The organism is Rickettsia helvetica (genome assembly GCF_963970025.1).
Taxonomy (GTDB): Bacteria; Pseudomonadota; Alphaproteobacteria; order Rickettsiales; family Rickettsiaceae; genus Rickettsia; species Rickettsia helvetica.
On the sequence record NZ_OZ018776.1, the window covers coordinates 388,843 to 413,153 of the forward strand.

Sequence of the window (24,311 nt, forward strand, 5' to 3'; positions counted from 1 at the left end):
TTACAATTGTCATCCCGTGGCTTGACCACGGGATCTTATATAACAGACCGTATCCTGAGATACCGCGATCAAATCGCAGTATGACAATATAAGTGTTATCACGCTTCTAGTAAATCCGATGGATTACCGTCACCGTGCTTTCCTCCGCTTCTAAAACTATTAAGTTTTTTGGATCTAATAGGATGTTGTAACTTTCTTAAAGCTTTTGACTCGATTTGTCTTATACGTTCTCTAGTTACTTTAAATTGCTGCCCTACTTCTTCTAATGTATGGTCAGTATTCATACCTATACCGAAACGCATTCTAAGCACTCTCTCTTCACGAGGCGTAAGGGTTGCAAGTACTCTAGTGGTAACTTCTCGTAAATTTGACTGAATTGCCGCATCAATCGGTGCTACTGCATTCTTATCTTCGATAAAATCGCCTAATTGACCGCCGTCACTATCATCACCTACGGGATTCTCAAGACTTATGGGTTCTTTAGCTATTTTCATGACTTTACGCACTTTATCAAGCGGCATTGAAAGACGGTTAGCGATTTCCGTTGCTGTCGGTTCATAGCCGAGTTCATTAAGCATTTGTCTTGAAGTACGCAGTATCTTATTAATTGTTTCAATCATATGCACAGGAATACGTATAGTCCTTGCTTGATCTGCAATAGCTCTTGTTATAGCTTGTCTAATCCACCAAGTAGCATAGGTAGAGAATTTATAGCCACGGCGATATTCAAATTTATCCACCGCTTTCATAAGTCCTATATTACCTTCTTGAATTAAATCTAAAAACTGCAATCCCCTATTAGCGTATTTTTTAGCGATAGATATAACTAAACGTAAATTCGCTTCTATCATATCTTTTTTTGCTTGCAGTGTTTGTCTCTCACTTTTTTGTATAGTATTCACTAGTTTTTTAAAATCATTAACTAAAAGACCGGTATTAGATTCTATAACTGATAACTCGGCAATCATTTGATCTATATAATCCGATTCTTTAGTAATTAATTCTTTCCAAGCGACTTTTTTATTTTTCAGCATTTTTTCTTTCCATGCTGCATTGATAACCGATCCTATATATTCATCAAGGAAATTTTGGCGAGTTACTCCGTACTTTTCGGCAAGTTTTAAAAAAGCTGTTTCTTTATTAATTAAATCACGATTTATTCCATACATCTTACCTAAAATTTCTTCTGTTCTTTTAGAATTAAAATGTATTTCCGAAACTTCATTTATTAATAATTCCAAATTATTATTATATTTTTTGCTATTTTGTAAAACCTTCGGCTCAAAAGATTTCTCATAACATTTTTTAGCTTCAATGAGTAGCTCTTCGCAGATAAAAGAAATCTTTTTCATACGCTCTATAATATTAGGTAATATCTGCGTTTCTACTCTAGACATAGATAAGTGATTATCCTCATGCTCTTCTCCTTCGGTATCACTACTATGTTCTTCATCATTTTCGGGTGTTTCGTCATGTAACATGTTAGCTTCTAAATCTATCAGATCACGTAGTAACATTTTTTCATTAACTAAATCTTCATACCATACTATAAAACAACGCATAGCAATAGGGCTTCTGCATAAGGAAGCAGTCATTGTTTTACGTCCTTCCTCAATCCTTTTTGCTATTTCTACTTCGTTTTCACGAGTTAAAAGATCGACTCCCCCCATATCCTTAAGATATAATCTTACAGGATCATCGGTAGTACCTATATTTTCTTCTTCTACCTCATCCTCAGATTCATTATCAACATTAGTAGATAGCTTAAATTCTTCATCCAGTCCGATATCAAGCTTAATTTCATCATCTTCGTTAGATTCTAAAATATCTACTCCCGCATCGGAAAATTTTAATATAGCTTCCTCTAATTGTCTTATTGAAGGATTTTTATTAAGAGGAAGAGCTTTGTTTATATCATCATAAGTGACCGGTATCTTTTTAGATTTAGCTTTTTTAAGTAAACTATCTATTTTATCTAGATCATTGTCTATATTGCTATTGCTCATTAAATACCTATATGCTTTTTTCTTTTAAAAGAAGTTTGAAATAATTAAGTTATCGTGTGATTAATAAAAGATTCGTTTAAAATTTGAAGTTCATTTGCAATCTTCAGAATTTCTTTTTTATATAGTAAAACTTTTTCAAAGTCGTGATTATCAGTACTGTTTATGGTACATGCGTATTCTTGTTGTAAATTTATTAGATAATATTTCTTATGTAACCACTGCCATAATAAATCCAGTCTGATATTATTTTTATTAAATGAGATATCTAAAAACAAATTATCCGTTTTTGATAATAATAAAAAAATATCAAAAAAGCTAGTTTTTTCCACAATTGCAGTAATTTCACTTGCTTCTACGTTATTATCTATAATCTCGTTTAAATACCAATTACGGAATTCTTCAAGCGATTTATTATTAAAATTTAAATTTAGGATGAAATCTTTAATATCTTTTTCTTCAAGTATTGTAGGAAATTTAACCAATAAAGCACAAAAAGCGTGTTCTAGTATTTCAAGCTCTGAATAGCCGTGACTTGAAACTATAGGAGTTAAATTTGAGCTTTTAGTTGTAGCTTTCTTCTGCTTTATGACTAAATTTTGCCATATTTGATCTTTAAAAAACCTGTAATAACTTGCTCTTAAATCACTATCCGATATTTTGCTGCAATAATTTTTTAAATTTTTTTCTAAATTAGCTTTTTCTTCCGCAGTTTTAAAACTCTTGCCGCTATACTCAATATGCCAAATCATTTCTGATAGGCTTATTCTTTTATCTATAAGCTTTGCAAAAAAATCAGCACCGTTTTTATTTACTGCATCGTCGGGATCAAGTCCGCTTGGTAACCTAATAAAAGAAATTTTCTTTTCACTATTAATAAGCGGTAATGCTAGATTAATAGTTCTTATGCTAGCTTTTATGCCTGCATTATCTCCGTCAAGACATAATATAATTTCATCGCCGGCACGCCATAATTTATGTAAGTGATTCTCGGTAACGCTAGTACCAAGGCTTGCAACTGCTTCACTAAAACCTGCTTGATGTAGTGCTATAACATCAAAATAACCTTCTACTAAAATCGAGTGATTTTTTTTATAGCTACTGCTTATCGCTTTATGCTCACCGTATAGAGTTTCACTTTTTTGAAATACTGTAGTTTCAGGTGAATTTAAGTATTTAGGCAGCCCTGCCCCTAGTACTCTACCGCCAAAGCCTACAATTTTATTGTAAATATTTCTAATTGGAATGGTAATACGGTTAGAAAATAAATTATATATTTCACCGTTGTCTCGCCTGCCGATTAAGCCAGCTTTACCGAGTTTTGTAATATCTATATTCTTATCATGAAAAAACTTTTCAAATTTATTATTCTTCGGTGCAAAGCCTATGGAAAATTCTTTTATTGTTGTCTCGGTAATATTTCTTCGGTGTAGATAATTTAATATTTCAGGTGTTAATTGTGTCCTGAAAAATTTATTGGCGAGTTCTAAAATATTTAGAATTTCATCGGATTTTTCATAAAATTCTTTCTGTTTCACAGTTAATTTCAGTATCTCTATACCGTAATCGGTTGCAAGCTTTATAGCAGACTCATTATAGGATAGACCGCTAATATTAGAAGTAAATTTTATAACGTCACCGGCTGCTTTACAGCCAAAACAATAGAAAAATCTCTTACTATCACTAACTGTAAAAGATGGGGTCTTTTCTTGATGGAAAGGACATAAACCTACATAGTTACCGGATTTTCTAGTTAAAGCTACTTTTTGCCGTATTACATCAGATATGTTAATACGGTTTCTTAAGAACTCATAAAATTCCGGTGTAACTCTCATATTTTATAGTATATAAGAAAGAATAACTGTAGCAAGACAATAAGAAAGCGGTATAGACAAATTATCATTAATTCTTAAATCTTTTGAATAAAATTCAGCTACCGTAGCCCCTATACAACTTATAATGATAATAATAAAACTCGTATTGTACCCTAAATAGAAATACACTAATATACTTATAAAAATTGCAGAAGCTAAAAAGGTAATAGAACCTGCTATAGATTTACCGTTACTTAAACTATTTCCTATTTTAACGCCGACAAAAGCTGCTAAACAATCTGAAATAATTAAAATCAACCACGAACAAATCACTAAATTTTTAGGAAAAAGAAGAGCAGTTAAGAAAAAACCGAGCATCATAAAGCTAATACCGCTTAAAGCAAAAGAGCCGTTATTTTCTTCGAGCCTTATAACTTTTGAAAAAAATCTAGTTACAAATTTGCTAATTTTTGCATTATTATGACGTGATACATCTAAATATAATGTAATAGCTGTTATTATAAATAATAATAAAGTAATAGCAGTTCTTGGAATAAATAAATAAAGCAGCGGAAATATTATAGCTGATAGGTGGAAAATTTTACGCTTTTTCTCAAAGTCAAAATCTTTAATTTTCATAGAATCATTAATATGTTTTTAGATATGTGGAAAATAATGCCTACGTCATTGCGAGCGACTGTAAGGAGCGTAGCAATCCAGAAAAAATAATAAAAAAATTCTGTAAATCAGAATTTTTACTGGATTGCTTTGTCAATTACTAACATAATTTCCTCGTAATGACGATATTTAGGCAATGCCAAATAATTAAAAAGGCTTATTTGACAAATTTAACTATTACAAATATACTTGCTGAAATCTATATTATTGAAAATAGTATACTAAAATTACTAAATCTATACAATATAATTATGAATACAAAATTTCCTATCACCACTAAAGGTTTTGAAAAATTAGAACACGAGCTTAAACATTTAAAACATGTAGAGCGTAAAAAAATTAGTGAAGATATAGCAGAGGCACGAGAACACGGCGATTTATCCGAGAATGCGGAATATGAAGCAGCACGTGAGAAACAAGCATTTATAGAAGGGCGTATTAAAGAGCTTGAAGATATGACGGCAAGAGCGGAAATTATTGATATTGGTAAATTATCGGGAGATAACATAAAATTCGGGGCTACGGTTACTTTGATCGACGACGATACTGAAGAAGAAGTAACATATATTATTGTAGGAGAATATGAAGCCGATATAACTAGAAAAAGAGTTTCAATCGCTTCTCCTATAGCAAAAGCTTTGATTGGAAAGTCTGTAGGTGATTTTGCAGAAGTTACAACACCGAAAGGATCAAAATCATACGAAGTAGTTACCGTTGAATATAAAGAACTAGAGCTTTAGCTTAACTTTTTCTTATTACTATAAAGAAAGCTAAGCTAATACCATAGCAATGTTGTATGCATAAGTGATATAGTAGAATAGATGAAGAGTAGTAGTTTATTATATTATTTGTACACAGTCAAGCCAACAGATTCTATTATACTGTATTTATTTTTTCTTAAACATCTCAAGCATTCTTTTTGTTACTATAAATCCGCCGAAGATATTTATAGAAGCAAGCAGCGTTGCAAAATACCCCAGTAGACCGGAAAATCCAAAAGCAGAGCTGCTTGCAGCAATTATAGAACTAAGGACTATAATGCCTGAAATAGCGTTAGTGATTGACATAAGCGGAGTATGGAGTGCGGGCGTTACTTTCCACACAACATAATAGCCAACAAAAGAAGCTAATACGAAGATTGTTATAGCAAATACTAGCTGGTCTATAGTACTTGTGTTCGTTTGCCAACTAGTATCTATTACCAAATCTTTTAACTTGTCTGATAATTCTTGGGTATTATGGGCAATTTCAGCAGCCTGCTTCGCTATTATCGGTAATTGATTCATATTTCTTCTCTTAGTTATTATTTTCTTTGTCATTGTGAGAAAATTACGTAAGTAATTAACGAAGCAATCCAGTAAAAAATTCTGATTTACAGAATTTTTTTATTATTTTTTCTGGATTGCTACGCTCCTTACAGTCGCTCGCAATGACGATAGACACATAGTCACTTGATTTTCTCGCTCACAATTTTTCCGTCTTTAGTAATCAACATATCACGTACTAACTCATCATCCATATTAAACTTACCGTCTTGCAAAGCATAGCTTAGAAAATTATACAAATTTTTAGCATATAATTTTGAGCTGTCGGTAGCAATTTTAGTAGCAAGATTTGAGAAGCCTATTATGGTAACTCCGTGCTTAGTAACGATCTTATCCGGTTCTGAACCCTCAACATTCCCCCCTGTAGAGGTCGCTATATCAACAATCACTGAGCCGTGCTTCATAGATTCTAGCATTTTTTCCATAACAAGCAGAGGTGCTTTTTTTCCCGGAATTTGTGCAGTAGTAATAACTATATCATATCCTTTAATAATTTTTGCTAAAAACTCTTCTTGTTTAGCTTTGTAATCTTCTGAACTCTCGTGAGCATAGACTGATTTATCTTGTAGATCTTCTTGTAGTTCCAGTGAGACAAATTTAGCTCCTAAGCTTTCCACCTGCTCTTTAGTAGCAGCTCTTACATCATATCCTGCAACAATGCTACCAAGCCTTTTTGCCGTTGCAATAGCTTGAAGACCCGCAACGCCGATACCAAGCACCAAAGTTTTACATGGTGAAATCGTCCCTGCTGCCGTCATCATCATAGGAAAAGCTCTTGTATAATGATAGCTTGCTTCAATTACCGCTCTATAACCAACTAAGTTACCTTGAGAAGATAAAGCATCCATATTTTGAGCTTTAGTAATTCTCGGCATAAACTCCATAGCAAAAGTCGTAAGGTTTTTTTTAGCTGCAGCTTTTATATATTCATGATTTAAATAAGGCGATAATAATCCTACAATAATTGCTCCTTTTTTTGCAAATTCAAGCTCACTATATTTATCCGTTACGGATGAAGGTTGCACCTTTAATATAATATCGGCATCGGAAATGATTTCGAGCGGTACTGAAGATATCTTAGCCCCTAGAGCAACATATTCTTCATCAAGAAAACCGGCATGAAGCCCTATATCTTTTTCTACCGTAACCGCATAGCCTTTTTTGACTAACAATCCTGCTACTTCAGGCGTTATAGCAGCTCGTGTTTCATGCTTGGCTTTTTCTTTTAAAGCAACGATTTTCATAAATACTAATTATATTTTGCATTAACTGAATATATAAGGTATTTTAAACATAATTTAAAATATAAAACAACGAAAATGAAAAAAATATTTTTTCTAATCATTATTTATCTTTTTGTGAATTCAAGCTTAGCATTTGGGGCAGGTGATAAAACAGCTATTTCAGAGCTAAAAACTTATTTACGTACGATAAAATCGGTTGCGATAGATTTTACTCAAGAAGATTCATACGGTAAAATAGTTAAAGGAACATTACTGATCCACAAACCTTATAATTTTAGATGTAATTATTATCCACCTTTCCCTTTAGTCATAATAGGTACTAAAAATTTCGTATCGATGTATGATTATGATATGGAACAAGTAAGCCGTATTAATAGAAGTGAAAATACATTTAATTTTTTATTAGAAGATAATGAGCATTTTGACAAGGATTTTGTTTTTGAATCGGTAATTAATGAAAGAAATATTTTTAAAATTACTATCTATCATACTCTAACGGAAAAACGTAGCGAAATTACTTTTAATAAAGCTACTAAACAAATTGAAACATTAAAAATATTTGAAGATAATAATATAGTCACTATTACTTTTGATAAAATAGCTAAAGTACAAAAATTTTCCGATGATTTGTTTAAATTAAAAAATCCTGAAATATTCGGTCCGCCTGAAAGGTTAACAAAATCGGAAATAGAAAAAAAATATATTGTTTCTTGAAAATAAACAGGTTATGTTAATTATGCTAGTAGTGGGCATTGTGCCTGTTTAGTCGGTCAGGTCTGAAAGGAAGCAGCCGGAGTAGGATTCGGTGGGTCATTACTAGCATTTACTTCTCGTCTTTTTAAAATTTAAATCGTGACCGATATAAATTCATCTAATCAGTATATTCCTTTTGCAAGGAAATATCGTCCTAGTAACTTTGCCGAGCTTCAGGGGCAAGAGGTATTAGTCAAAGTTTTAAGCTATACTATTTTAAACGATAGGCTCGCCGGAGGCTATCTTTTAACAGGTATTAGAGGAGTCGGTAAAACTACCTCGGCCCGAATTATTGCCAAAGCCGTAAATTGTTCTGCTTTAATTACTGAAAATACGACTATTAAAACATGTGAAGAATGTACAAATTGTATCAGCTTTAATAATCATAATCACCCCGATATAATCGAAATTGACGCGGCAAGTAAAACTAGCGTAGATGATATACGTAGAATTATAGAATCCGCCGAGTATAAACCTCTACAAGGCAAACATAAAATCTTCATCATTGATGAAGTGCATATGCTCTCTAAAGGAGCATTTAACGCACTTCTTAAGACACTGGAAGAACCACCGCCTCACATAATATTTATTTTTGCAACAACGGAAGTACAAAAGATACCTGCAACTATTATCTCAAGATGTCAACGTTATGATTTAAGGCGGTTGAGTTTTGAAGAGATTTTTAAGCTACTTGAATATATAACTAAGCAAGAAAATTTAAAAACCGATATAGAAGCACTAAGAATTATAGCTTACAAATCGGAAGGGTCAGCACGTGATGCAGTATCTATTTTAGATCAAGCAGCTAGTATGTCGGCAAAATCCGGTAATATAATTAATCCTCAAGTAATTAATCAAATGCTTGGGCTTGTCGATAGTTCGGTTATAATAGAATTTGTCGAATGTATTATCCATAGAGAGACGGAAAAAGCTATAAATTTAATAAATAAACTTTACGGTTTTTCGGTTAATCTTGAGATTTTTATAGAATCGGTAGCAGATTTTATTGCTTATCTTAATAAAGTAAAAATGTTACCTAATTATAGTTTGCCTATATATGAATCATTTAATGATAGAACTAAAAGCATATTAGATAAAATCAGCTTGCCGCACTTATCAATCTTATGGCAAATATATAATAAGGGAGTAGGGGAAATAAAAATTTCCTATAACCAACTAACGGAAACGGAAATGTTAGTTATAAAATCTATATATTCGACGTCGCTACCCTTGCTTGCAGATTTTGACGGTAATAATCAAAATTTAAATCAATCAATTGATCCGGAAAAAAAAAAATTTGAAATTGTAGATTTTCTTGAATATCTATATAAAAATAATGATATATATATATATTACTTCCTGCTCAATCATACGGAACTTAAAAATTTTACCGATAATAAATTAGAGTTCCTCAGTCTTGAAGTTACAAGCAAAATAAAAAAACAAATAGAAGATTTATTAGCTGCTTTTACTAAAGAAAAGTTTGAGATAGTAATAATAAAAGAACAGAACAAGCAAACCTTAAAGAATCAGTTAATCGGTAAAATTGAAGCAAGTAACGATTTTGGTTTAATTAAAAAACATTTCCCAAATATAACAATTTCGGATATTTTACTTAAAAGCTAAAAAATATATAGGATCAAATTATGGTAAATTTTAATCAGTTTTTAAAGCAAGCCCAATCAATGCAAAAGAAAATGCAAGAAGCCCAAGAGCAAATGGCAAATGCAAGATATATCGGTAAAGCCGGCGGTGGGCTTGTTGAAATTATTATCACCGGTAAAGGCGAAATTGAAAAGATTTCAATTGATGAATCTTTATTAAAAGCAGAGGAAAAAGAAATGCTTGAAGATTTAATTAAAGTTGCCTTTAACGATGCTAAACAAAAATGCGACGAAGATTCTCAAAATTCTTTATCAGGAGCTTTAAACGGTATGAGCTTACCGCCGGGTTTCAAAATGCCATTCTAATACGACTCTTATATCATTCCCGCGTAGGCGGGAATGACATCGAGCCATGCAATAATGCTTCGCTTCCGCAAGAATGACATAAGAGTCATCCAATAAAACCTTTTAAGTTCTGTAAACTTCTTTGAAAAATATTATCTAATAATTCAAGATCAATAAATCCTTATCAATCCTGAAACCTTTGAAATGCTCAAGTAGCGACATACCAAGCAGTGAAATATCAAGGTCACCAAGACCTACATGTCCTTTGATGTTCTTAAATTCCGTACCGATTACTACACTATTTAAGGTTATAGGGGCGGCTTTATTTTCGCCGTTAGCTGTTAGATAAGTTCTAGTATATTTTAATTTAGTTAAGTCAAAGCCTAATTTTTGGGCATCCTCTTTAGTCAAAGCTATATCACTTGCACCGGTATCTACCATAAATTTTATTTTAACGTTATTTACAAAAGCATTGATATAAAAATGCCCGTCTCCGCTACGGGCTATAATAATTTCTCCGACTTCAGTAGACCATTTATATGATGGAATTAAAGCAGACATTACTCTATGATAAGCGTAGTTCAGCTCAAACCTAAAAGCATAACCGGTTATTATAACTAAGAAAATTGCTGCCCAACTTGCTAATTGCAACCAAAATTTGCGTATTTCATTTTGGCTAATAGTACTGTAAATTATACTAAATAATATTAATAACGATGCATAAAAACTCCCTATATTTTGTGGTTCTTTAAAAAATTTTGGATAATGTTGATTGATATATCTGTATAATAAACCGGTTACAATTACGGTGCTGCAAACGATAAAAATAAGTTTTATGAGTTTTTTATTCATATAATATACTACAAGTAAATAAAGAATAGGTATACGAAGTTCTATCTGAGTATATAATTTTAATCTATATAATCAAACCAAAGTCCCAGCCCATTTTTAAGTGGAAAACTATCTTCTTGGTTCACTAGAATAATAATTCCAAGTTCTTCTGACGGTATAAAGCCAATAAAAGCATTAATACCGTTAATATATCCTGAGTGAAAAATTAAATCCTTATTTGAGCATCCTTTTACTTTAAGAATACGCCATCCAAGAGCATAATATGACTCGATCATTTTTTGATCAATAGGCCAAACCGGTTGCCATTTAAATCCAAAAACATCTTTGTTTGATTTTACTATTTTATACATACGATCTAAAGTACTTTTAGAAATAAGATTCGGTTTATAACCAAAACTAAGTTTGAATATTTCAATCATTCCATCTATCGATGCAAAAATACCGGCAGATGCAGGTACCGTCTTTGGGTAGTAAGGCGGAAACGGCAGCAATGTTATTACCTCTTGTCCGTCTATTATTGCTTTAGAATGCGGATAAGCAAGTTGTACATTCAGCCCTAGCGGTAATATTTGTATATCTTGCGTTTTAAGCGTTGTACGCAAATTATCTATGCAACATTTAAGCTTGATTTTTTACAATTTAAAGCTTCTTCAAGCAAACTAAAAACAGTATTACTATACTTATAACATTGCCCGGGTTTACAACTAGCTTGTTGTTTTTTTAGCAGCGTTAAAAGCTTTGAGCGACTCATTCCTTGCTCAATTTCAATATTTCCTGAGAATTGATAACCTGTTGTATGGCTTAAAATATTATTAAGACTAATAGCATTTTTTAAGTATGGTAATTTGAATTTTTCGTTAAAATCTAAACTTCCTTGATCTACTATTAATGCAATTGCCGTTGCTGAAACAGCTTTTGAAACCGATGCTAACGGAAATAAAGTTTTATCCGTAATAACTCCACTATTACCTTTCTGATTTCCAAACGTTGTTTTATAAATAACTTCACCTTTGTATAAAATTGCAATTGCTCCTCCTTGTAATTCGTCTTTTTGCAATTCAAGCTTTTTAGTTTTTGCGGTAATTCTACTCGTGTCTGTGCCAAAACTGTACGATGTGACAATAGTAACATTATACTAAAAAATAGGATAAGTTTTTTATTCATATGGTGATATTATTTTCATTTACAGGTATGATACTAAGAAGTTAAATACGAGAGAATAATTTGCTATACACTTCATTCCGATTTCTTTTTTCAATAGCAAGTACGAGTACTATTATACGCTTATCATCTACTTCATATACTAGTCGATAACCGACTGATCTCAACTTTATTTTATATAAGTTGTTTCCACCGTTTATTGCATCTTTGGGTGCGTGGGGTGATTTAAGTCTCTCTGATAACTTCTTTTTAAACTGTTCTTTTATTGTAGAACCTAACTTATCCCATTCTTTTTTGGCAATAGGTTCACCGCTTGCTTTATCTAATAATGCAGTAGGGCTTTTTTTAAATTCTGAGATACTAACTGTTAGATTTGCATAAATATGTTCCATTATTGGACTCCAAGTAAACGAAGAAAGTTATACGAAGATCAACTTGGAAAAGAGCAAGGAGTCTGTAAGGCGAGGAGCGGAGTGACTTAATACGTAAGCACCGCAGAACTTATTAGACGACGTAGCCAATTTTTCAAGTTCATCGAGTATGCCTATAATTAATACTAAATTAAATACTAATTATAGGCTATAACTTTATCTTTATCAAGAAAATCACATTAAATCGCCGATATTCTCTAAAAACAACCTAGCTCGATGCGATGCCGGTTTATTAAAAAAATCCTCGGCAGGCTGATTTGCTAAAATCTGCCCTTGATCCATAAAAATAATACGATCTGCTATTAATTTTGCAAATTTCAAATGATGCGTGACTACTACCATGCTCATTTGATCTTTTAATAAATTTATATTCTCTATAACATCTTTAATATTTTCAGGATCGAGTGCCGAAGTCGGTTCATCGAATAACAAAATTTCCGGCTTCATCATTAAAGCCCTCGCTATTGCTATACGCTGCTTTTGCCCTCCTGATAGGCTCGCCGGATATGAGTCAAATTTTTGCGTTAGCTTAAATTTTGCAAGTAATTCCTTTGCCATAGAAATTGCTTGTTCTTTTGGCAAATTTAAAACATTTACCGGCGTATAGATTAGGTTTTCTCCTACCGTTAAATGCGGAAAGAGATTAAAATTTTGAAAAACCATACCGACTTTTAAACGAAGCTTTCTCCTATCTTTAGGTAATAGCTTCTTCCCGTCTACCAAAAAAGTACCACTACTTGGTTCTTCTAAATTATTTAAAATTCTAAGCACAGTAGTTTTACCACTTCCCGAAGGACCGATTATTACAGTAATTTCCTTGGTAGTAAAACTTAAATCAATATTCTTAATTGCGTAATTCTTGCTGTAACGCTTACAAACTTTTTCTAAAATAATCATAAACTAAACCGTAAATTTATAACCGTCATAAAGCGGCTTAACATTACTTGGAAGTATTTTCGTAATCTCATGATAATCTATTGTGTGTCTCATATTGGTTAATAATATCTGCTCAGGTTTATATTTTTCACGCCATTCTAGAACTTTATTAAGCCCTGCATGATTCGGATTTGATTTATAATCCATACAATCTAATATCCATATTTTTATATCTTTTAAAAATTTTTCTGATTCAGGCGGAAAATCGATTACATCGGGCGAATAAACAAAATCACCTATACGTAAGCCCAAGCTATCTATAGGACCGTGATGCTGTCTAAAAAATTGGATTTCGATAGTATTAATGTTCATCTTATCAAAAAAACTAACAGATTGAGTTGTGAGCAGTCGCCCAAGCTTAAATAATTTATTATTAAATAGATAATCAAATTTTGTATGGAGCTTTGCCGTACTATCGTGATCCGTATAGATTTCGAATGGCTTATCTTGCATAAAAGTAAATACCCGTAAATCATCGATGCCGTTAACGTGATCGGAATGATAATGTGTTAATATAGCACAATCGAGCTTATTTATCTTTTCTCGTAATAGTTGATTTCTAATATCAAAACCGAAATCAACTAATATTTGACTATTTTCATCGTTAATATATATTGCTGATCTAGTCCTTTTATTGTACTTTGAAGGAGATGTGCAAGTACTGCAATCGCACCCGATCACCGGTACGCCTATAGATGCTCCACACCCAAGTATTGTTACTTGTAACATAAATATTTAAAATGATGTTTGAAGTTTTTTATAATTTTTGCGGCTTAAATCAAGAAATATTCTTATTTTTGAATAACATTACTAATATCGGCTTTATACCTTATTGTTTAAAAATAATTTCGTTTTGTTTTAATATCGCTAATTTCGCCTTAATATATATTTTATACTGTATATATTTTTATATTCAATTAAAGAAAACCAAAAATGATAAGAAGCGGCAAAATAAATTTTGGCACGGTTATAATAAGTTAGTTGAAATCGATATAATATACGGGGTATTCGGTTTAATTTTTACCGCTCTTAAATTTTCAGTTAATTTCCCTCGCCCTTATTGCAGTCTTCCTGTGGATAGTTTCATGACCGTAATAAATACTGCAAACGAAAGATGCTTTTCAAGCTTTCCAAGCAGCCATGCGGCTCTTAGCGTTTTGGTAACGTATTTTGCCTGGAATTATATAAAATTACCATTAAAAATCTTAATGATTTGTGTTATTATGCTCGTGTCTTTATCTCGCATAAGCCTTGCCATGCATTACCCAAGCGATATAATCTACGGCATTGCTATTGCATTTATAACAATACTGATAGGTAAATTAATTTATCGAATCTTTGCAAATAATATAATAAGAAAGGTTGGGGGTTTAATTCTTACTATTGTCATCCCACGGTCAAGCCGCAGGATCCAGTAAAAAGTGTTTTTTATTGTTTTTATGGATCCTGCGGCTTGACCCGTGGGATGACAAATTTAGAACAGATATATATGCTACTATACAGAAAATACTTTATAAAAAATATTCTTCCGCTGCTTATAGTCGTTACTTTTTCAGTGACTAGTATAGTATGGATAACGCAAATATTAAAACTTTTATATTTATTTGATAAAGGTATAAAAGTTATGGACTTCTTCAGTTTAATAGTTTTAGTACTGCCTACTTTATTATTTATTCTGTTACCGGTAATAACGGTTATTGCTGTGATCTATATATATAATAATTTAAAAGTCGAGCGACAATTAATTATATTACAAGCTTCGGGAGTTAATAATTTGCAGCTGGCATTGCCTGCTTTATATGTCGCATTAATAGTTATGCTACTTGCTTATTATATATCTTCTACTATCCTGCCATTATCTCATATAAACTTAAAATCACGTTTAAGCTTTATAAAGAATAATTATATATCAAGTATGATTGAAGAGAAAACTTTTAATAAAGTAATGAAAGATATCACTGTTTTTATAGATAAAAAATCAGCAGGAAATATTATGAACGGCGTAATAATATTTGATAATCGCAACGCTGATAACCCATCAGTAGTATTTGCAGGTTCAGGTACTCTTAATATATATGATAATAGCCCGATTTTTGAACTTAATAAAGGCATAAGACAAGAATATGACGTAAACGGTAATTTAACTCAGTTAACTTTCGATTCTTTAATGATAAAACTGCAAAATGATAACCCTTCAGTATCGCAAAGAACTAAACATAATAAAGAAGCAAACGAATATTATATAAACGAATTACTTGCTCCTCCTCATGATTTAGCTATTACTAAAAAAATTAAATTAATTGCTGAAGCACATCAAAGAATAATTTGGCCTTTATATAATTTTGTATTACCTTTTTTAGCACTTGCAGTTTTTTTGAGATATCCTTATAGCAAAAAAACAATTTTTATGCCGGTATTATTTTCTGCCTTAACAGTATTGCTAGTTACTTCAATTCATTTTATATTGCAAAATTTTGCTTCAAAAAATCTAGATTTTATTTTTGCTTGTTATTCCAATTTGGTTACTGCTTTAACAATCGGATTATATTTATTTGTACGTAAAAGAATATAAATTTATTAGACTACTTTATTCCAAGTTCCACGAGGATTTTGAGTAAAACAATCGATTTTGTTTTCCTGCCCGGTAAATTTATTTATTTTAACTGTTAATTCTTTTAAATCTTCCGGTAAATCGGTTATTATAATTATCCTTTTGAAAACTCTTATATACTCTTTTGCTTGTAAAATTTTTCCTATATCTATAGGCGAAATAATAACAAGCACACTAGCATTATTAGGATTTTGTAACTCATCGGTAATATAAACCGGCTGTTTTTCAGGCTGCGGATCAAGTTTACTACCATGAGGTATAAATTGCTTACGTGAATAAGTCCAAAGATTTTTATTGAGCATTTCTTGTTGATCTGCATCTGCAGTTAATATCACGCTTTTAAGATCAGAGTGATAGCATTTTTCTATCAGAAGCAATATCGATTTTAGAAGTAATTCATCGCTTGTTTGATAAATACTAAATTGCTGCATAAAAATTTTATGTTATTTTTTATGAGAAAATTTAAGTGGTACGGATGAAGGGACTTGAACCCCCACGCCTCGCGGCACAAGAACCTAAATCTTGCATGTCTACCAGTTTCATCACATCCGCGTATGGTAATGTCATTCCTGCAAAAGAATTGTTGTATGGATTGATAAATCGGTTGTCATCCCGCGATCAAGTCGCGGGATCCAGTCTTTTTTAATTTTTTTCTAGATACCGTGGTCAAGCCATGGTATGACAGCTAAAAAACCGATCCATACAACACCCTATAGCAGGAACAACTATTTATTAGTCAGTATTTCCATCAAAAAATTATAATACACATCGTATAATTTTTGTAAATCGCTAATTTTGGTGTATTCGTTTATTTTATGTGCTGTTTCGGATAATAAACCGAACTCTACCAAGGAGCAATAATTTTTAACGAATCTTGCATCCGACGTACCTCCACTTGTAGAGAATTCGGGCTTTATTTTAAGCGTCTGCTCTACTACTTTGGCAAATTGTTTTATTTTATCGTTAGGGTTTTGAATAAAACTTCCAGCAGAACTATTATATTCTATCTTATAGTCTACTTTATATTCTTTGCAATATCGTTTAACAATTTGCTCTATTAATTGTCTTAAAGTTTCTGCATTATGTAAATTATTAAAACGTATATTGAAAAATGCTTCCGTACTTGTCGGAATTACATTTAAAGTATTATTACTGACATCGATATTCGTCACTTCAAGATTTGAACTTTGAAAAAATTCAGTACCTTCATCAAGTTTTATATTTGTTAACTCGTTCAATATTCTTATTAAGCAAGGCAACGGATTATTTGCCTTATGAGGATAAGCTACATGCCCTGCTAAGCCTTCTATATTTAATTTAAAGTTAATACTTCCTCTTCTGCCGATCTTAATTATATCGCCTATTTCTTTTTCACAAGTGGGTTCACCGACAATAGCAAAATCCATCTTATACCCTTGATCATAAATATATTGCAGCATTTCTTTAGTACCATGCTTTGCTTTTCCCTCTTCATCACTAGTAAGCAAGAAACTAACGGAACCTTTAAAATCGGTATTATTTTTTATAAAATCTAAACCGGCAGCTAGAAAGCATGCTATAGCCCCTTTCATATCAACTACGCCCCTGCCGTATATCTTACCGTCTTGCTCGTTAGCCTTAAAAGGATTTGAATTATGCCAAAGCTCATGATTGCCTGCCGGCACTACATCTACATGCCCAACAAAGCAAATATTAGGCTCATTGCTACCGAAAACAGCATAAAGGTTAGTGACTTGCTCGCTTTTAGAATCGCCAAATATTTTTATTTCGGTCTTAAAGCCGTGTTGTTTAAGTAAATCATCAATATACTCAATAGCCCCATCGCTCTCAGGAGTTACAGACTTAAAACCAATTAAATCTTTTAAGTAGTTAATGTACATAATATATTATTTTTATATCTTCTTACACTTATTATACAAGCTTATAAAAGTACAAAAAACAACTTTTTATCTCACTAAAAAATAAATTATTGCTATGGATTTATATAGATTTTTGACTTTCTTAATGAATTTAAATAACTTATTATTATGAGCTTGTTATAACTAATATTAAAATCATGAGTATAAATAATCAGTTAAGAGAATTAATTAAATCAGGTACTTTTGCCGGTATATTATTAATTATTGCTTTTACTTTAGCAATAGTTGTCAGCAATAATATTTTGCTAGGAAAATATTATTCTTCTTTTATCTACAGTAAATTTTCTTTAACAATAGGAAATGTAAGTTTACAAACAACTTTTATAGAGTTAGTTAATGACGGTCTCATGACTTTCTTCTTTTTATTAATAGGTTTAGAGATGAAATTTCACCTAGTAGAAGGTGAATATAAAAATAAAAAAACTAATATTACCTGCTGCGGCAGCCCTTGGAGGTGTGGTAGTTCCTGCCTTAGTATACATGTTTTTTAATTATGATAAACCCGAATTAATAAAAGGATAGGCTATTCCTATAGCAACTGATACTGCTTTTGTCCTTGGTATTTTATCTTTTTTCAGCCGACATATATCTTTAGAATTACGAGCTTTTATTATAGGTTTTTCATTAGTTGACGATGCTTTTGTGTCAATTATACTAGCCTTATTTTATTATATAATTGTAGGTTTATTATTATGGATTAGTATGGTGGGGTCAGGTATTCACGGTACTTTATGCGGAGCCATTATAACACTTTTTATACCTGTTAATATAGAAGGAGAATTTAACACTTCTTTTAAAAAACTTGAAAACTTAACTCGTCCTTTTATAAATTACTTTATTTTACCGCTTTTTGTATTTATGAATTCCGGTATCCTTTTAGAATATTTTGTATTTAAAGGCACTTGTTCCAACTCAATACTTGCTTTAATTTATGGGATAATATTTGGTTTATTTGTAGGTAAGCAATTAGGTATTATGCTATTTTCATATCCATTTGTAAAATTTAAACTCTGTAATTTACCAAGTGATACTTCATGGTTAAAATTTTATTCTATAGCTATACTTGGAGGAATTGGATTTACCCTAAGTTTATTTATAGGTAGTATTACGTTTGAGAGTAGTTATCCTTCAAACTCTATGAGAGCTGCAATAATAGCTCTTTAATTTCTGCATTATTTGGCATAGTCGTTCTAAAATATTGTACTAGAAAAGAGTAAAGGATCTAAGTACTTCAGTAAATGAAGAGTCGGTAGACGAAGTTTAATTTGGAAAAGAGCAAGGAATCCACAAGGCGAGGAGCAGAGCGTATATTAATACGTGAGTATAAGCGAATTTTGCAAAATTTAGTGTCACAATATTAATGGCTGAAGCTGTAACCAATTTTTCAAATTAAACGAGTATACTCATTAAATAACGATGATAGGATTTTAATAATACATCATATTTTTGTTTGGAAAAAACAGGATATGGTACTATATAGATATTATTAGAAGAAGGAATCGCTTTTTCAAGCTTATTTAGCATAAAAGGCATATTATAATTATGCTCTACTAAAATTATTGAAGTAAGATTGTAAGTTACGATAAAATCGACCGCTTTCTTAATATTATCTTCTTCAGACATTATTTTATTCGGAGCAAGTATTACTTGCTGTTCTATTACGCTATGTTCTTTTAGCAAATTTTTTAATTGCCCTGCAGATTCTATACCGGTAATAAATAATATAGGGGCATAGCCTACCTTAAGCATTGCAATACCGATTTCAATTTTATGTCTTCCTCCTGCAAATACTATTATTGCATTAGTGGTATTACTATTAAGCTTATAAGAATTTATTAAATATAAATAATAACCAAAACCACCGATCCAAAGAGCAAAAATTGCTAAAATTGTGAGTAAAAATTTTCTGATCATTTAAATATTTTATTAAATTCAGTTTGAATAATTTTATCAAATTCAGACATTTCAATATGAATTCCTAACTGATTTAAAGATGTTACTAAAGAATTTTCAAGTCCACAAGGAATAATCCCACTAAACTTACTTAAATCTGTTGAAATATTTATAGCTACACCGTGATATGTAACCCATTTTCTTACTCTAACACCTATTGCAGCAATTTTAGCAAATTCATCTTTCCTTACTTTTACCCAAATTCCTACTTTATCTTTAATAATATATGCTTTAATTCCAAAATAATTTAAGCTATTTATAATCCATTCTTCAAGCATTTTTATATATAGCTTTAAATCTTTGTGACGATTTGGTAAGGCTAAATTAAGAATTGGATAAATAACACGCTGACCCGGTCCATGAAAAGTAAATTTACCGCCACGTCCTGTGTAAATTACCGGAATATCACCGTAATTTAATAATTCTTCTTGTTTATAATTAGTACCGGCAGTATATACTTCAGAATGTTCGACTAAATAAACAATTTCCGGCTCATTATCACTAATTACTTTGTTAACGTAATCTTCCATTAATTTCAAAGTAACCCGATAATCTATAAGATTCGATATAGTTATAAATTGTGGCATATTAGCTGCTTAACTCGGATTTATATTTCAATATTAATGCATCTAAAATTGCTATTGTTTCAATATCCAAATCACCGGAAAAATTACTAGGACGAAAATGCATTTGAAATGAAATTATAACATCTTTCATTTTAGAGTCTAAAATTCCGGTAGCCTCAAGTTTATAACCGTATGTAATAAATTTTTGTTGAACTGCTTTAATATCGGTTATATCGACTTGTGACAATAGATCGTTAAAACTCCGGTAATCATACCATGCTCCTATACCGTTATCATATAATAGTTTCCAAGGAAATAGCGGACCCGGGTCCTGTTTTCTACCTGGAGCAATATCAGAATGCCCAACCACTCTAGTAGGTTTAATATCATATCTAGCAATAATCTGTTTACACAGACTTATAACACTATTAATTTGCGGCTTTGAATAAGGCAGCCAAATTATATCGTTATTTTTTGCATTTACTTCAAAAGCAGGATTTACGATTTCAATACCGATTGATGTATCATTAATACGCTCATGACCTTGCCAGTAACTTACTCCGGCATGCCATGCTCTATCATACTCTTCTACTAATTGAAATATATGTTCAGGGTTTTCATCGTTTATTAAATAATGGCTACTTAACTTTTCACCGGTTAGAAAATCTAAAGACTGTTTAAAATCACACTGTGTATAATGTAGCACTAGGAATTTAATACGTTTATCAAATCCCATAGCTCTATAAGATGTTTTATCGATTACTATCATAGATAAAAATTTTAAAGGATGTCACTATTGTATGTTTTTTTCTATATCATTCTTGCTTTCGCAGGGTTGTTGTTGTATGGCTTCTATGTCATTCCCGCTTCCGCGGGAATGACATAGAGCAGGCTTTCCGAACCATGCAATAAAGTCGCTTTTAGCTAAGAATAACATACTAAGCGTCTGTATAACACAAGGATAGCCCCCCAGTATGATAAGAAAAATTTTGATGGTGCCGGATATCGGATTTGAACTGATGACCTACCGCTTACAAGGCGGTTGCTCTACCACTGAGCTAATCCGGCATATTAATATGATTATAGAGAAGAGATATGTATGTTGTCATACCGTGGCTTGACCATGGTATCTAGAAAAATAACTTATAATAGTCAAATTTACTAGATCCCACGATCAAGTCGCGGGATGACAGGGGTGTGGAATTGATCCACACAGTCAATGCCTGCTCGCAATGACGAAAGTACACTATAAACTAAGCTTCTTTAGCTTCCTTTTTACTTGGTCTAGCTTTGCGGTTTTTTGCTTTAACTTCCATTTCCTTTTTAACTTTCTCAGGAAGAGTAACATCCGCTTGCTCAATAAATTTTGCGACTCGCTCAGTTGGTTTAGCACCGGTGCCAAGCCAATATTCTATACGATCTTTTTTTAAAACCACACGCCCACTATTATCTGAAGCAAGCATTGGATTATAAGTTCCAACTTTTTCTAAAAAGTCACCATCACGAGGTGCTGTTGCGTTAGCTACTACTACACGGTAAAAAGGACGCTTTTTAGCACCACCTCTAGCTAAACGAATTTTTACTGCCATATATTACTTACAATTATTTTATTTTTTCTTCTTTAAAAAGAACATGTTTTCTAACTACCTTATCATACTTACGAAAAGAAAGCTTCTCGGTTTGGGTCTTCGGATTACGTTTTTTTACCCAAAAAACACCTGTGCCGGCAGTACTTACTAGCCTTACCAAAATATTTTTATTTTTCTTTGCCATTAGCTGACACCTTAAATCAAGATATTATTTTATTATTCTAAGAAAAGCAGAATAAAACGAAATTGAAAAATAGTCAAGTAAAATACTCTACATACTTATTATATGGATCGATTTTACTTTTGTCATCCCACGACTTGATCGCGGGATCCAGTAAAAATACTAAATTATTTAGTATTTTAAATTGTTTTTCTGGATACCGTGGTCAAGCCACGGTATGACACCGAACGCTTGAACGAGTTACCGTCCAAATAAGCGTTCGATATCCTTAAGCTTCAACTCAATATAAGTAGGTCTGCCGTGATTACATTGACCTGAAAACGGCGTATTTTCCATTTGACGCAGTAAGGCATTCATTTCATCTGCCGATAATTTTCGTCCCGCTCTAATAGAGTAATGACAAGCATAAGTTTCCGTCACATGCTCTATTAACTCTGTCAAAGCTATATTCTCACCAAAATCCGATAAATGATCAGCGAGATCCTGAATTAACTTTTGTACGTTTACGTCTCCAAGGATATTTGGAATTTCAGTTACTATAATAGATTTCTCGCCGAATTTTTCTAGAGTTAAACCAAGTTTATATAGTTTTTCTCTATGTTCATATAAACAATCTGCTTTTCTTTCATTTGGCAGTTCTACTATCTCAGGGATAAGTAAACGCTGTTTGATTAACTCTTCCGTTTTAATGTAATCCTTTATTTTTTCATATCCTAAACGTTCATGTGCTGCATGCTGGTCGGTAATCACTATACTATCTTCGGTTTGTGAAATAATATAAGTCGTATGAAGTTGTGCTTTAGCTGCCCCAAGTTTATATTGTTTACGGGTTTGCTGTTCATGTTCTATACGGTTTTCTACTTCTTGTTCTATTTTAGCATGCGGTAATGTATCGATTAACTTCTGACAAGCAGTATTTGGTGTAGTCTTAAAGCTAGACGGCATAGCAGGTCTATAATCCGCCGATTTACTATTAACATTTATAGCTTTGTTTATCGGTGGTTGTGTGTTAACTAAAGGATTTTTAAATAGTTCAAGAGCATCAGAGGCAATAGTAGTAGAAGTAACATGGCTTTTATTTGTTAAAGCATTTTTAATCGCTTCTATTAATAAGTTTCGTACATAATTTGGGTCATGAAATCTTACCTCTGCTTTTGCCGGATGTACGTTAACGTCAACAAGCTGCGGATCGATTTGTAAAAATATAGCACATAGCGGATAACGATCACGAGCTAAATAATCTTGATATGCTACCCTTAAAGCTACCTGTAATAATTTATCTTTTACCGGTCTATTATTAATAAATAAAAACTGATCTTCACTTGAAGCTCTATTATATGTCGGGATACTAGTATAGCCGCAAATAGAGAAATCAGGAGTTTTGAAATCTATATAAGCGGCGTTTTTTATAAAATCATCACCTATTACATCAATTATACGCTGTTTTAGGTTAGTTTCTGCATCTTTATTTTTTCCCTTTAGTTTTAATAAATTCTTGCCGTCATGTGTTAAACTAAAAGAAATTTTAGGATGTGCTAGAGCGATTTTCTTAACCACATCTACAGTTGCTGCAAGCTCTGTTTTATCGGCTCTAAGAAATTTTAAACGTGCAGGTGTTGCAAAAAATAAATCACGTATCTCTATTTTAGTACCTTCATTATGGACAGAAACAGTAACTTGTTTTTCATTGCCACTGATTAATTTAATCTGAAATGCTTTGTCAGCCTCTCGCTTCTTAGAAGTAATTAGCATTTTACTAATAGCAGCAATCGAAGGTAATGCTTCACCACGAAAACCAAAAGTATGAATGTTTAGAAAGTCACTTTCATCAAGCTTAGAAGTTGTATGACGTTCAACGGCAATTTCTAACTCCTTATCAGTCATACCGATACCGTCATCGGAAATAATGATTAGATTTTTACCGGCACGTTCTAAAATAATATCTATTTTAGTACTACCGGCATCTACGGCGTTTTCAACTAGCTCTTTTACCACCGATGCAGGTCTTTCTATAACCTCACCGGCAGCAATTTGGTTGATAGTACTTTCTGAAAGAAACTTGATAGTCATTTTGTTACTAATTTAAATTTCTTACTACAATATGGGCAGATAACTTCCTTTTTTTCTTTATCTATCTCTAAATAAACCTTTGGATGGTCATATGGAGGTTCTTTGCCCTGGCAAGATACAGATGCATCAACGCTATTAACAATTTCCATAGATTTATACATTATTTCTTTAAGTGAAATCTAATATAAGTTACTTTTAAATAAAAGACAAATAATACTTGATTAACTATGTCATCCCGTGGTCAAGCTACGGTATGACAGTGCATATTTTATAAGG

General features: G+C 32.0%; 26 protein-coding genes, 2 tRNA genes, 1 other RNA gene and 2 pseudogenes. 8 read left to right on the forward strand and 23 right to left on the reverse strand.

All coding sequences use genetic code 11. The annotated features are described in order from the left end of the window. Nucleotides 1–98: 98 nt before the first annotated feature. Genes rpoD through AB1146_RS02415 form a run of 3 tightly spaced genes read right to left on the reverse strand, consistent with a single transcriptional unit; the run spans nt 99 to nt 4,456 of the window. Entirely contained in the window at nt 99–2,006 is a 1,908-nt protein-coding gene (gene rpoD, locus AB1146_RS02405) for an RNA polymerase sigma factor RpoD (RefSeq protein ID WP_010420901.1), read from the reverse strand. Between the two features lie 44 nt (nt 2,007–2,050). Beyond that, nucleotides 2,051–3,838 (reverse strand): DNA primase, encoded by a 1,788-nt coding sequence (gene dnaG / locus AB1146_RS02410; protein WP_010420900.1) that lies wholly within the window; start codon nt 3,836–3,838, stop codon nt 2,051–2,053. A 3-nt stretch (nt 3,839–3,841) separates the two neighbouring features. After that, nucleotides 3,842–4,456, reverse strand: coding sequence for a diacylglycerol/polyprenol kinase family protein (locus AB1146_RS02415; RefSeq protein WP_010420898.1), 615 nt, complete (start codon nt 4,454–4,456; stop codon nt 3,842–3,844). Between the two features lie 290 nt (nt 4,457–4,746). Here AB1146_RS02415 and greA point away from each other — a divergent pair, with 290 nt between their 5' ends. Beyond that, nucleotides 4,747–5,235, forward strand: a complete 489-nt coding sequence (greA, locus tag AB1146_RS02420; protein ID WP_029374728.1) for a transcription elongation factor GreA — start codon at nt 4,747–4,749, stop codon at nt 5,233–5,235. 147 nt (nt 5,236–5,382) lie between these two features. Here greA and AB1146_RS02425 read toward each other — a convergent pair whose 3' ends face one another. Together AB1146_RS02425 and AB1146_RS02430 are read right to left on the reverse strand one after the other, a co-directional pair. After that, the gene (locus AB1146_RS02425; protein ID WP_010420895.1) at nt 5,383–5,781 is read right to left on the reverse strand and encodes an NAD(P) transhydrogenase subunit alpha; all 399 of its coding nucleotides are present in this window, start codon (nt 5,779–5,781) and stop codon (nt 5,383–5,385) included. A gap of 161 nt (nt 5,782–5,942) precedes the next feature. Beyond that, nucleotides 5,943–7,064, reverse strand: coding sequence for an NAD(P) transhydrogenase subunit alpha (locus tag AB1146_RS02430; protein WP_010420892.1), 1,122 nt, complete (start codon nt 7,062–7,064; stop codon nt 5,943–5,945). A gap of 75 nt (nt 7,065–7,139) precedes the next feature. Here AB1146_RS02430 and AB1146_RS02435 point away from each other — a divergent pair, with 75 nt between their 5' ends. The 4 genes from AB1146_RS02435 to AB1146_RS02450 all read left to right on the forward strand — a co-directional run bounded on the left by AB1146_RS02435 (nt 7,140) and on the right by AB1146_RS02450 (nt 9,787). Next, nucleotides 7,140–7,778: an outer membrane lipoprotein carrier protein LolA gene (locus tag AB1146_RS02435; protein WP_355404212.1), complete on the forward strand. Its 639-nt coding sequence runs from the start codon at nt 7,140–7,142 to the stop codon at nt 7,776–7,778. A 20-nt stretch (nt 7,779–7,798) separates the two neighbouring features. Continuing rightward, nucleotides 7,799–7,892: signal recognition particle sRNA small type (ffs, locus tag AB1146_RS02440), an RNA gene on the forward strand. 24 nt (nt 7,893–7,916) lie between these two features. Continuing rightward, entirely contained in the window at nt 7,917–9,443 is a 1,527-nt protein-coding gene (gene dnaX, locus AB1146_RS02445; protein ID WP_355404215.1) for a DNA polymerase III subunit gamma/tau, read from the forward strand. 20 nt (nt 9,444–9,463) lie between these two features. Next, entirely contained in the window at nt 9,464–9,787 is a 324-nt protein-coding gene (locus AB1146_RS02450; RefSeq protein WP_010420883.1) for a YbaB/EbfC family nucleoid-associated protein, read from the forward strand. A gap of 135 nt (nt 9,788–9,922) precedes the next feature. Here AB1146_RS02450 and AB1146_RS02455 read toward each other — a convergent pair whose 3' ends face one another. The 7 genes and pseudogenes from AB1146_RS02455 to AB1146_RS02485 form a co-directional block, all read right to left on the reverse strand. Further along, entirely contained in the window at nt 9,923–10,618 is a 696-nt protein-coding gene (locus AB1146_RS02455; protein ID WP_010420880.1) for a TIGR02281 family clan AA aspartic protease, read from the reverse strand. Nucleotides 10,619–10,677: 59 nt separating this feature from the next. Then, nucleotides 10,678–11,220, reverse strand: coding sequence for a serine hydrolase (locus tag AB1146_RS02460; RefSeq protein WP_010420877.1), 543 nt, complete (start codon nt 11,218–11,220; stop codon nt 10,678–10,680). A gap of 5 nt (nt 11,221–11,225) precedes the next feature. Next, nucleotides 11,226–11,675 carry a serine hydrolase domain-containing protein gene (locus tag AB1146_RS02465; protein WP_010420874.1) on the reverse strand — a complete coding sequence of 150 codons (450 nt, stop codon included), beginning with the start codon at nt 11,673–11,675 and terminating at the stop codon, nt 11,226–11,228. A 148-nt stretch (nt 11,676–11,823) separates the two neighbouring features. Continuing rightward, the gene (locus tag AB1146_RS02470) at nt 11,824–12,081 is read right to left on the reverse strand and encodes a type II toxin-antitoxin system RelE family toxin (protein WP_029374727.1); all 258 of its coding nucleotides are present in this window, start codon (nt 12,079–12,081) and stop codon (nt 11,824–11,826) included. Continuing rightward, nucleotides 12,076–12,171 (reverse strand): annotated as a pseudogene (locus AB1146_RS02475) (antitoxin); the annotation flags it as partial. The gene AB1146_RS02470 and the pseudogene AB1146_RS02475, both read right to left, overlap by 6 nt. Nucleotides 12,172–12,384: 213 nt before the next feature. Then, a complete protein-coding gene (locus tag AB1146_RS02480) occupies nt 12,385–13,107 on the reverse strand; it encodes an amino acid ABC transporter ATP-binding protein (RefSeq protein ID WP_010420868.1) in 723 nt (240 codons plus the stop codon). Nucleotides 13,108–13,110: 3 nt separating this feature from the next. Then, on the reverse strand, nt 13,111–13,875 hold the full coding sequence (locus AB1146_RS02485) for an MBL fold metallo-hydrolase (RefSeq protein WP_010420865.1): 765 nt from the start codon (nt 13,873–13,875) through the stop codon (nt 13,111–13,113). Between the two features lie 14 nt (nt 13,876–13,889). Here AB1146_RS02485 and AB1146_RS02490 point away from each other — a divergent pair, with 14 nt between their 5' ends. Both AB1146_RS02490 and AB1146_RS02495 read left to right on the forward strand, forming a co-directional pair. Further along, nucleotides 13,890–14,564: a phosphatase PAP2 family protein gene (locus tag AB1146_RS02490; protein WP_051125489.1), complete on the forward strand. Its 675-nt coding sequence runs from the start codon at nt 13,890–13,892 to the stop codon at nt 14,562–14,564. 71 nt (nt 14,565–14,635) lie between these two features. Next, on the forward strand, nt 14,636–15,718 hold the full coding sequence (locus AB1146_RS02495) for an LptF/LptG family permease (protein ID WP_010420861.1): 1,083 nt from the start codon (nt 14,636–14,638) through the stop codon (nt 15,716–15,718). A gap of 5 nt (nt 15,719–15,723) precedes the next feature. Here AB1146_RS02495 and AB1146_RS02500 read toward each other — a convergent pair whose 3' ends face one another. From AB1146_RS02500 to dapE, 3 genes are all read right to left on the reverse strand, one after another. Continuing rightward, complete coding sequence (locus AB1146_RS02500; protein ID WP_010420858.1) at nt 15,724–16,188, reverse strand: DNA polymerase III subunit chi; 465 nt, start codon at nt 16,186–16,188, stop codon at nt 15,724–15,726. Between the two features lie 36 nt (nt 16,189–16,224). After that, nucleotides 16,225–16,309, reverse strand: a tRNA-Leu gene (locus AB1146_RS02505). 173 nt (nt 16,310–16,482) lie between these two features. After that, on the reverse strand, nt 16,483–17,637 hold the full coding sequence (gene dapE, locus AB1146_RS02515) for a succinyl-diaminopimelate desuccinylase (RefSeq protein WP_010420854.1): 1,155 nt from the start codon (nt 17,635–17,637) through the stop codon (nt 16,483–16,485). 176 nt (nt 17,638–17,813) lie between these two features. Here dapE and AB1146_RS02520 point away from each other — a divergent pair. Beyond that, a pseudogene (locus AB1146_RS02520) lies at nt 17,814–18,840 on the forward strand (Na+/H+ antiporter NhaA). Between the two features lie 225 nt (nt 18,841–19,065). Here AB1146_RS02520 and AB1146_RS02530 read toward each other — a convergent pair. The 8 genes from AB1146_RS02530 to AB1146_RS02575 all read right to left on the reverse strand — a co-directional run bounded on the left by AB1146_RS02530 (nt 19,066) and on the right by AB1146_RS02575 (nt 24,196). After that, complete coding sequence (locus AB1146_RS02530) at nt 19,066–19,590, reverse strand: YdcF family protein (RefSeq protein WP_010420851.1); 525 nt, start codon at nt 19,588–19,590, stop codon at nt 19,066–19,068. Then, nucleotides 19,587–20,216: a lipoyl(octanoyl) transferase LipB gene (gene lipB, locus AB1146_RS02535; RefSeq protein ID WP_010420848.1), complete on the reverse strand. Its 630-nt coding sequence runs from the start codon at nt 20,214–20,216 to the stop codon at nt 19,587–19,589. Before lipB ends, AB1146_RS02530 begins: the two co-directional genes overlap by 4 nt. A gap of 1 nt (nt 20,217) precedes the next feature. Then, complete coding sequence (locus tag AB1146_RS02540; protein WP_010420845.1) at nt 20,218–20,964, reverse strand: N-acetylmuramoyl-L-alanine amidase; 747 nt, start codon at nt 20,962–20,964, stop codon at nt 20,218–20,220. A gap of 224 nt (nt 20,965–21,188) precedes the next feature. Next, a tRNA-Thr gene (locus AB1146_RS02545) sits at nt 21,189–21,263 on the reverse strand. Between the two features lie 185 nt (nt 21,264–21,448). Continuing rightward, on the reverse strand, nt 21,449–21,784 hold the full coding sequence (rpsP, locus tag AB1146_RS02555) for a 30S ribosomal protein S16 (RefSeq protein ID WP_010420842.1): 336 nt from the start codon (nt 21,782–21,784) through the stop codon (nt 21,449–21,451). Nucleotides 21,785–21,797: 13 nt separating this feature from the next. Then, nucleotides 21,798–21,968, reverse strand: coding sequence for a 50S ribosomal protein L33 (gene rpmG, locus AB1146_RS02560; protein ID WP_010420838.1), 171 nt, complete (start codon nt 21,966–21,968; stop codon nt 21,798–21,800). Nucleotides 21,969–22,205: 237 nt separating this feature from the next. Continuing rightward, a complete protein-coding gene (mutL, locus tag AB1146_RS02570) occupies nt 22,206–24,035 on the reverse strand; it encodes a DNA mismatch repair endonuclease MutL (protein ID WP_010420835.1) in 1,830 nt (609 codons plus the stop codon). Continuing rightward, nucleotides 24,032–24,196, reverse strand: coding sequence for a zinc-finger domain-containing protein (locus AB1146_RS02575; RefSeq protein WP_008579257.1), 165 nt, complete (start codon nt 24,194–24,196; stop codon nt 24,032–24,034). The genes mutL and AB1146_RS02575 overlap by 4 nt, the downstream gene beginning before the upstream one ends. Between the last annotated feature and the right edge of the window lie 115 nt (nt 24,197–24,311).

Coding starts and splice junctions, on each gene's coding strand:
- rpoD (WP_010420901.1), bottom strand. CDS start 2,006: ATGAGCAATAGCAATATAGACAATGATCTAGATAAAATAGATAGTTTA.
- dnaG (WP_010420900.1), bottom strand. CDS start 3,838: ATGAGAGTTACACCGGAATTTTATGAGTTCTTAAGAAACCGTATTAAC.
- AB1146_RS02415 (WP_010420898.1), bottom strand. CDS start 4,456: ATGAAAATTAAAGATTTTGACTTTGAGAAAAAGCGTAAAATTTTCCAC.
- greA (WP_029374728.1), top strand. CDS start 4,747: ATGAATACAAAATTTCCTATCACCACTAAAGGTTTTGAAAAATTAGAA.
- AB1146_RS02425 (WP_010420895.1), bottom strand. CDS start 5,781: ATGAATCAATTACCGATAATAGCGAAGCAGGCTGCTGAAATTGCCCAT.
- AB1146_RS02430 (WP_010420892.1), bottom strand. CDS start 7,064: ATGAAAATCGTTGCTTTAAAAGAAAAAGCCAAGCATGAAACACGAGCT.
- AB1146_RS02435 (WP_355404212.1), top strand. CDS start 7,140: ATGAAAAAAATATTTTTTCTAATCATTATTTATCTTTTTGTGAATTCA.
- AB1146_RS02450 (WP_010420883.1), top strand. CDS start 9,464: ATGGTAAATTTTAATCAGTTTTTAAAGCAAGCCCAATCAATGCAAAAG.
- AB1146_RS02455 (WP_010420880.1), bottom strand. CDS start 10,618: ATGAATAAAAAACTCATAAAACTTATTTTTATCGTTTGCAGCACCGTA.
- AB1146_RS02480 (WP_010420868.1), bottom strand. CDS start 13,107: ATGATTATTTTAGAAAAAGTTTGTAAGCGTTACAGCAAGAATTACGCA.
- AB1146_RS02485 (WP_010420865.1), bottom strand. CDS start 13,875: ATGTTACAAGTAACAATACTTGGGTGTGGAGCATCTATAGGCGTACCG.
- AB1146_RS02490 (WP_051125489.1), top strand. CDS start 13,890: ATGTTTGAAGTTTTTTATAATTTTTGCGGCTTAAATCAAGAAATATTC.
- AB1146_RS02495 (WP_010420861.1), top strand. CDS start 14,636: ATGCTACTATACAGAAAATACTTTATAAAAAATATTCTTCCGCTGCTT.
- AB1146_RS02500 (WP_010420858.1), bottom strand. CDS start 16,188: ATGCAGCAATTTAGTATTTATCAAACAAGCGATGAATTACTTCTAAAA.
- dapE (WP_010420854.1), bottom strand. CDS start 17,637: ATGTACATTAACTACTTAAAAGATTTAATTGGTTTTAAGTCTGTAACT.
- AB1146_RS02530 (WP_010420851.1), bottom strand. CDS start 19,590: ATGATCAGAAAATTTTTACTCACAATTTTAGCAATTTTTGCTCTTTGG.
- lipB (WP_010420848.1), bottom strand. CDS start 20,216: ATGCCACAATTTATAACTATATCGAATCTTATAGATTATCGGGTTACT.
- AB1146_RS02540 (WP_010420845.1), bottom strand. CDS start 20,964: ATGATAGTAATCGATAAAACATCTTATAGAGCTATGGGATTTGATAAA.
- rpsP (WP_010420842.1), bottom strand. CDS start 21,784: ATGGCAGTAAAAATTCGTTTAGCTAGAGGTGGTGCTAAAAAGCGTCCT.
- rpmG (WP_010420838.1), bottom strand. CDS start 21,968: ATGGCAAAGAAAAATAAAAATATTTTGGTAAGGCTAGTAAGTACTGCC.
- mutL (WP_010420835.1), bottom strand. CDS start 24,035: ATGACTATCAAGTTTCTTTCAGAAAGTACTATCAACCAAATTGCTGCC.
- AB1146_RS02575 (WP_008579257.1), bottom strand. CDS start 24,196: ATGTATAAATCTATGGAAATTGTTAATAGCGTTGATGCATCTGTATCT.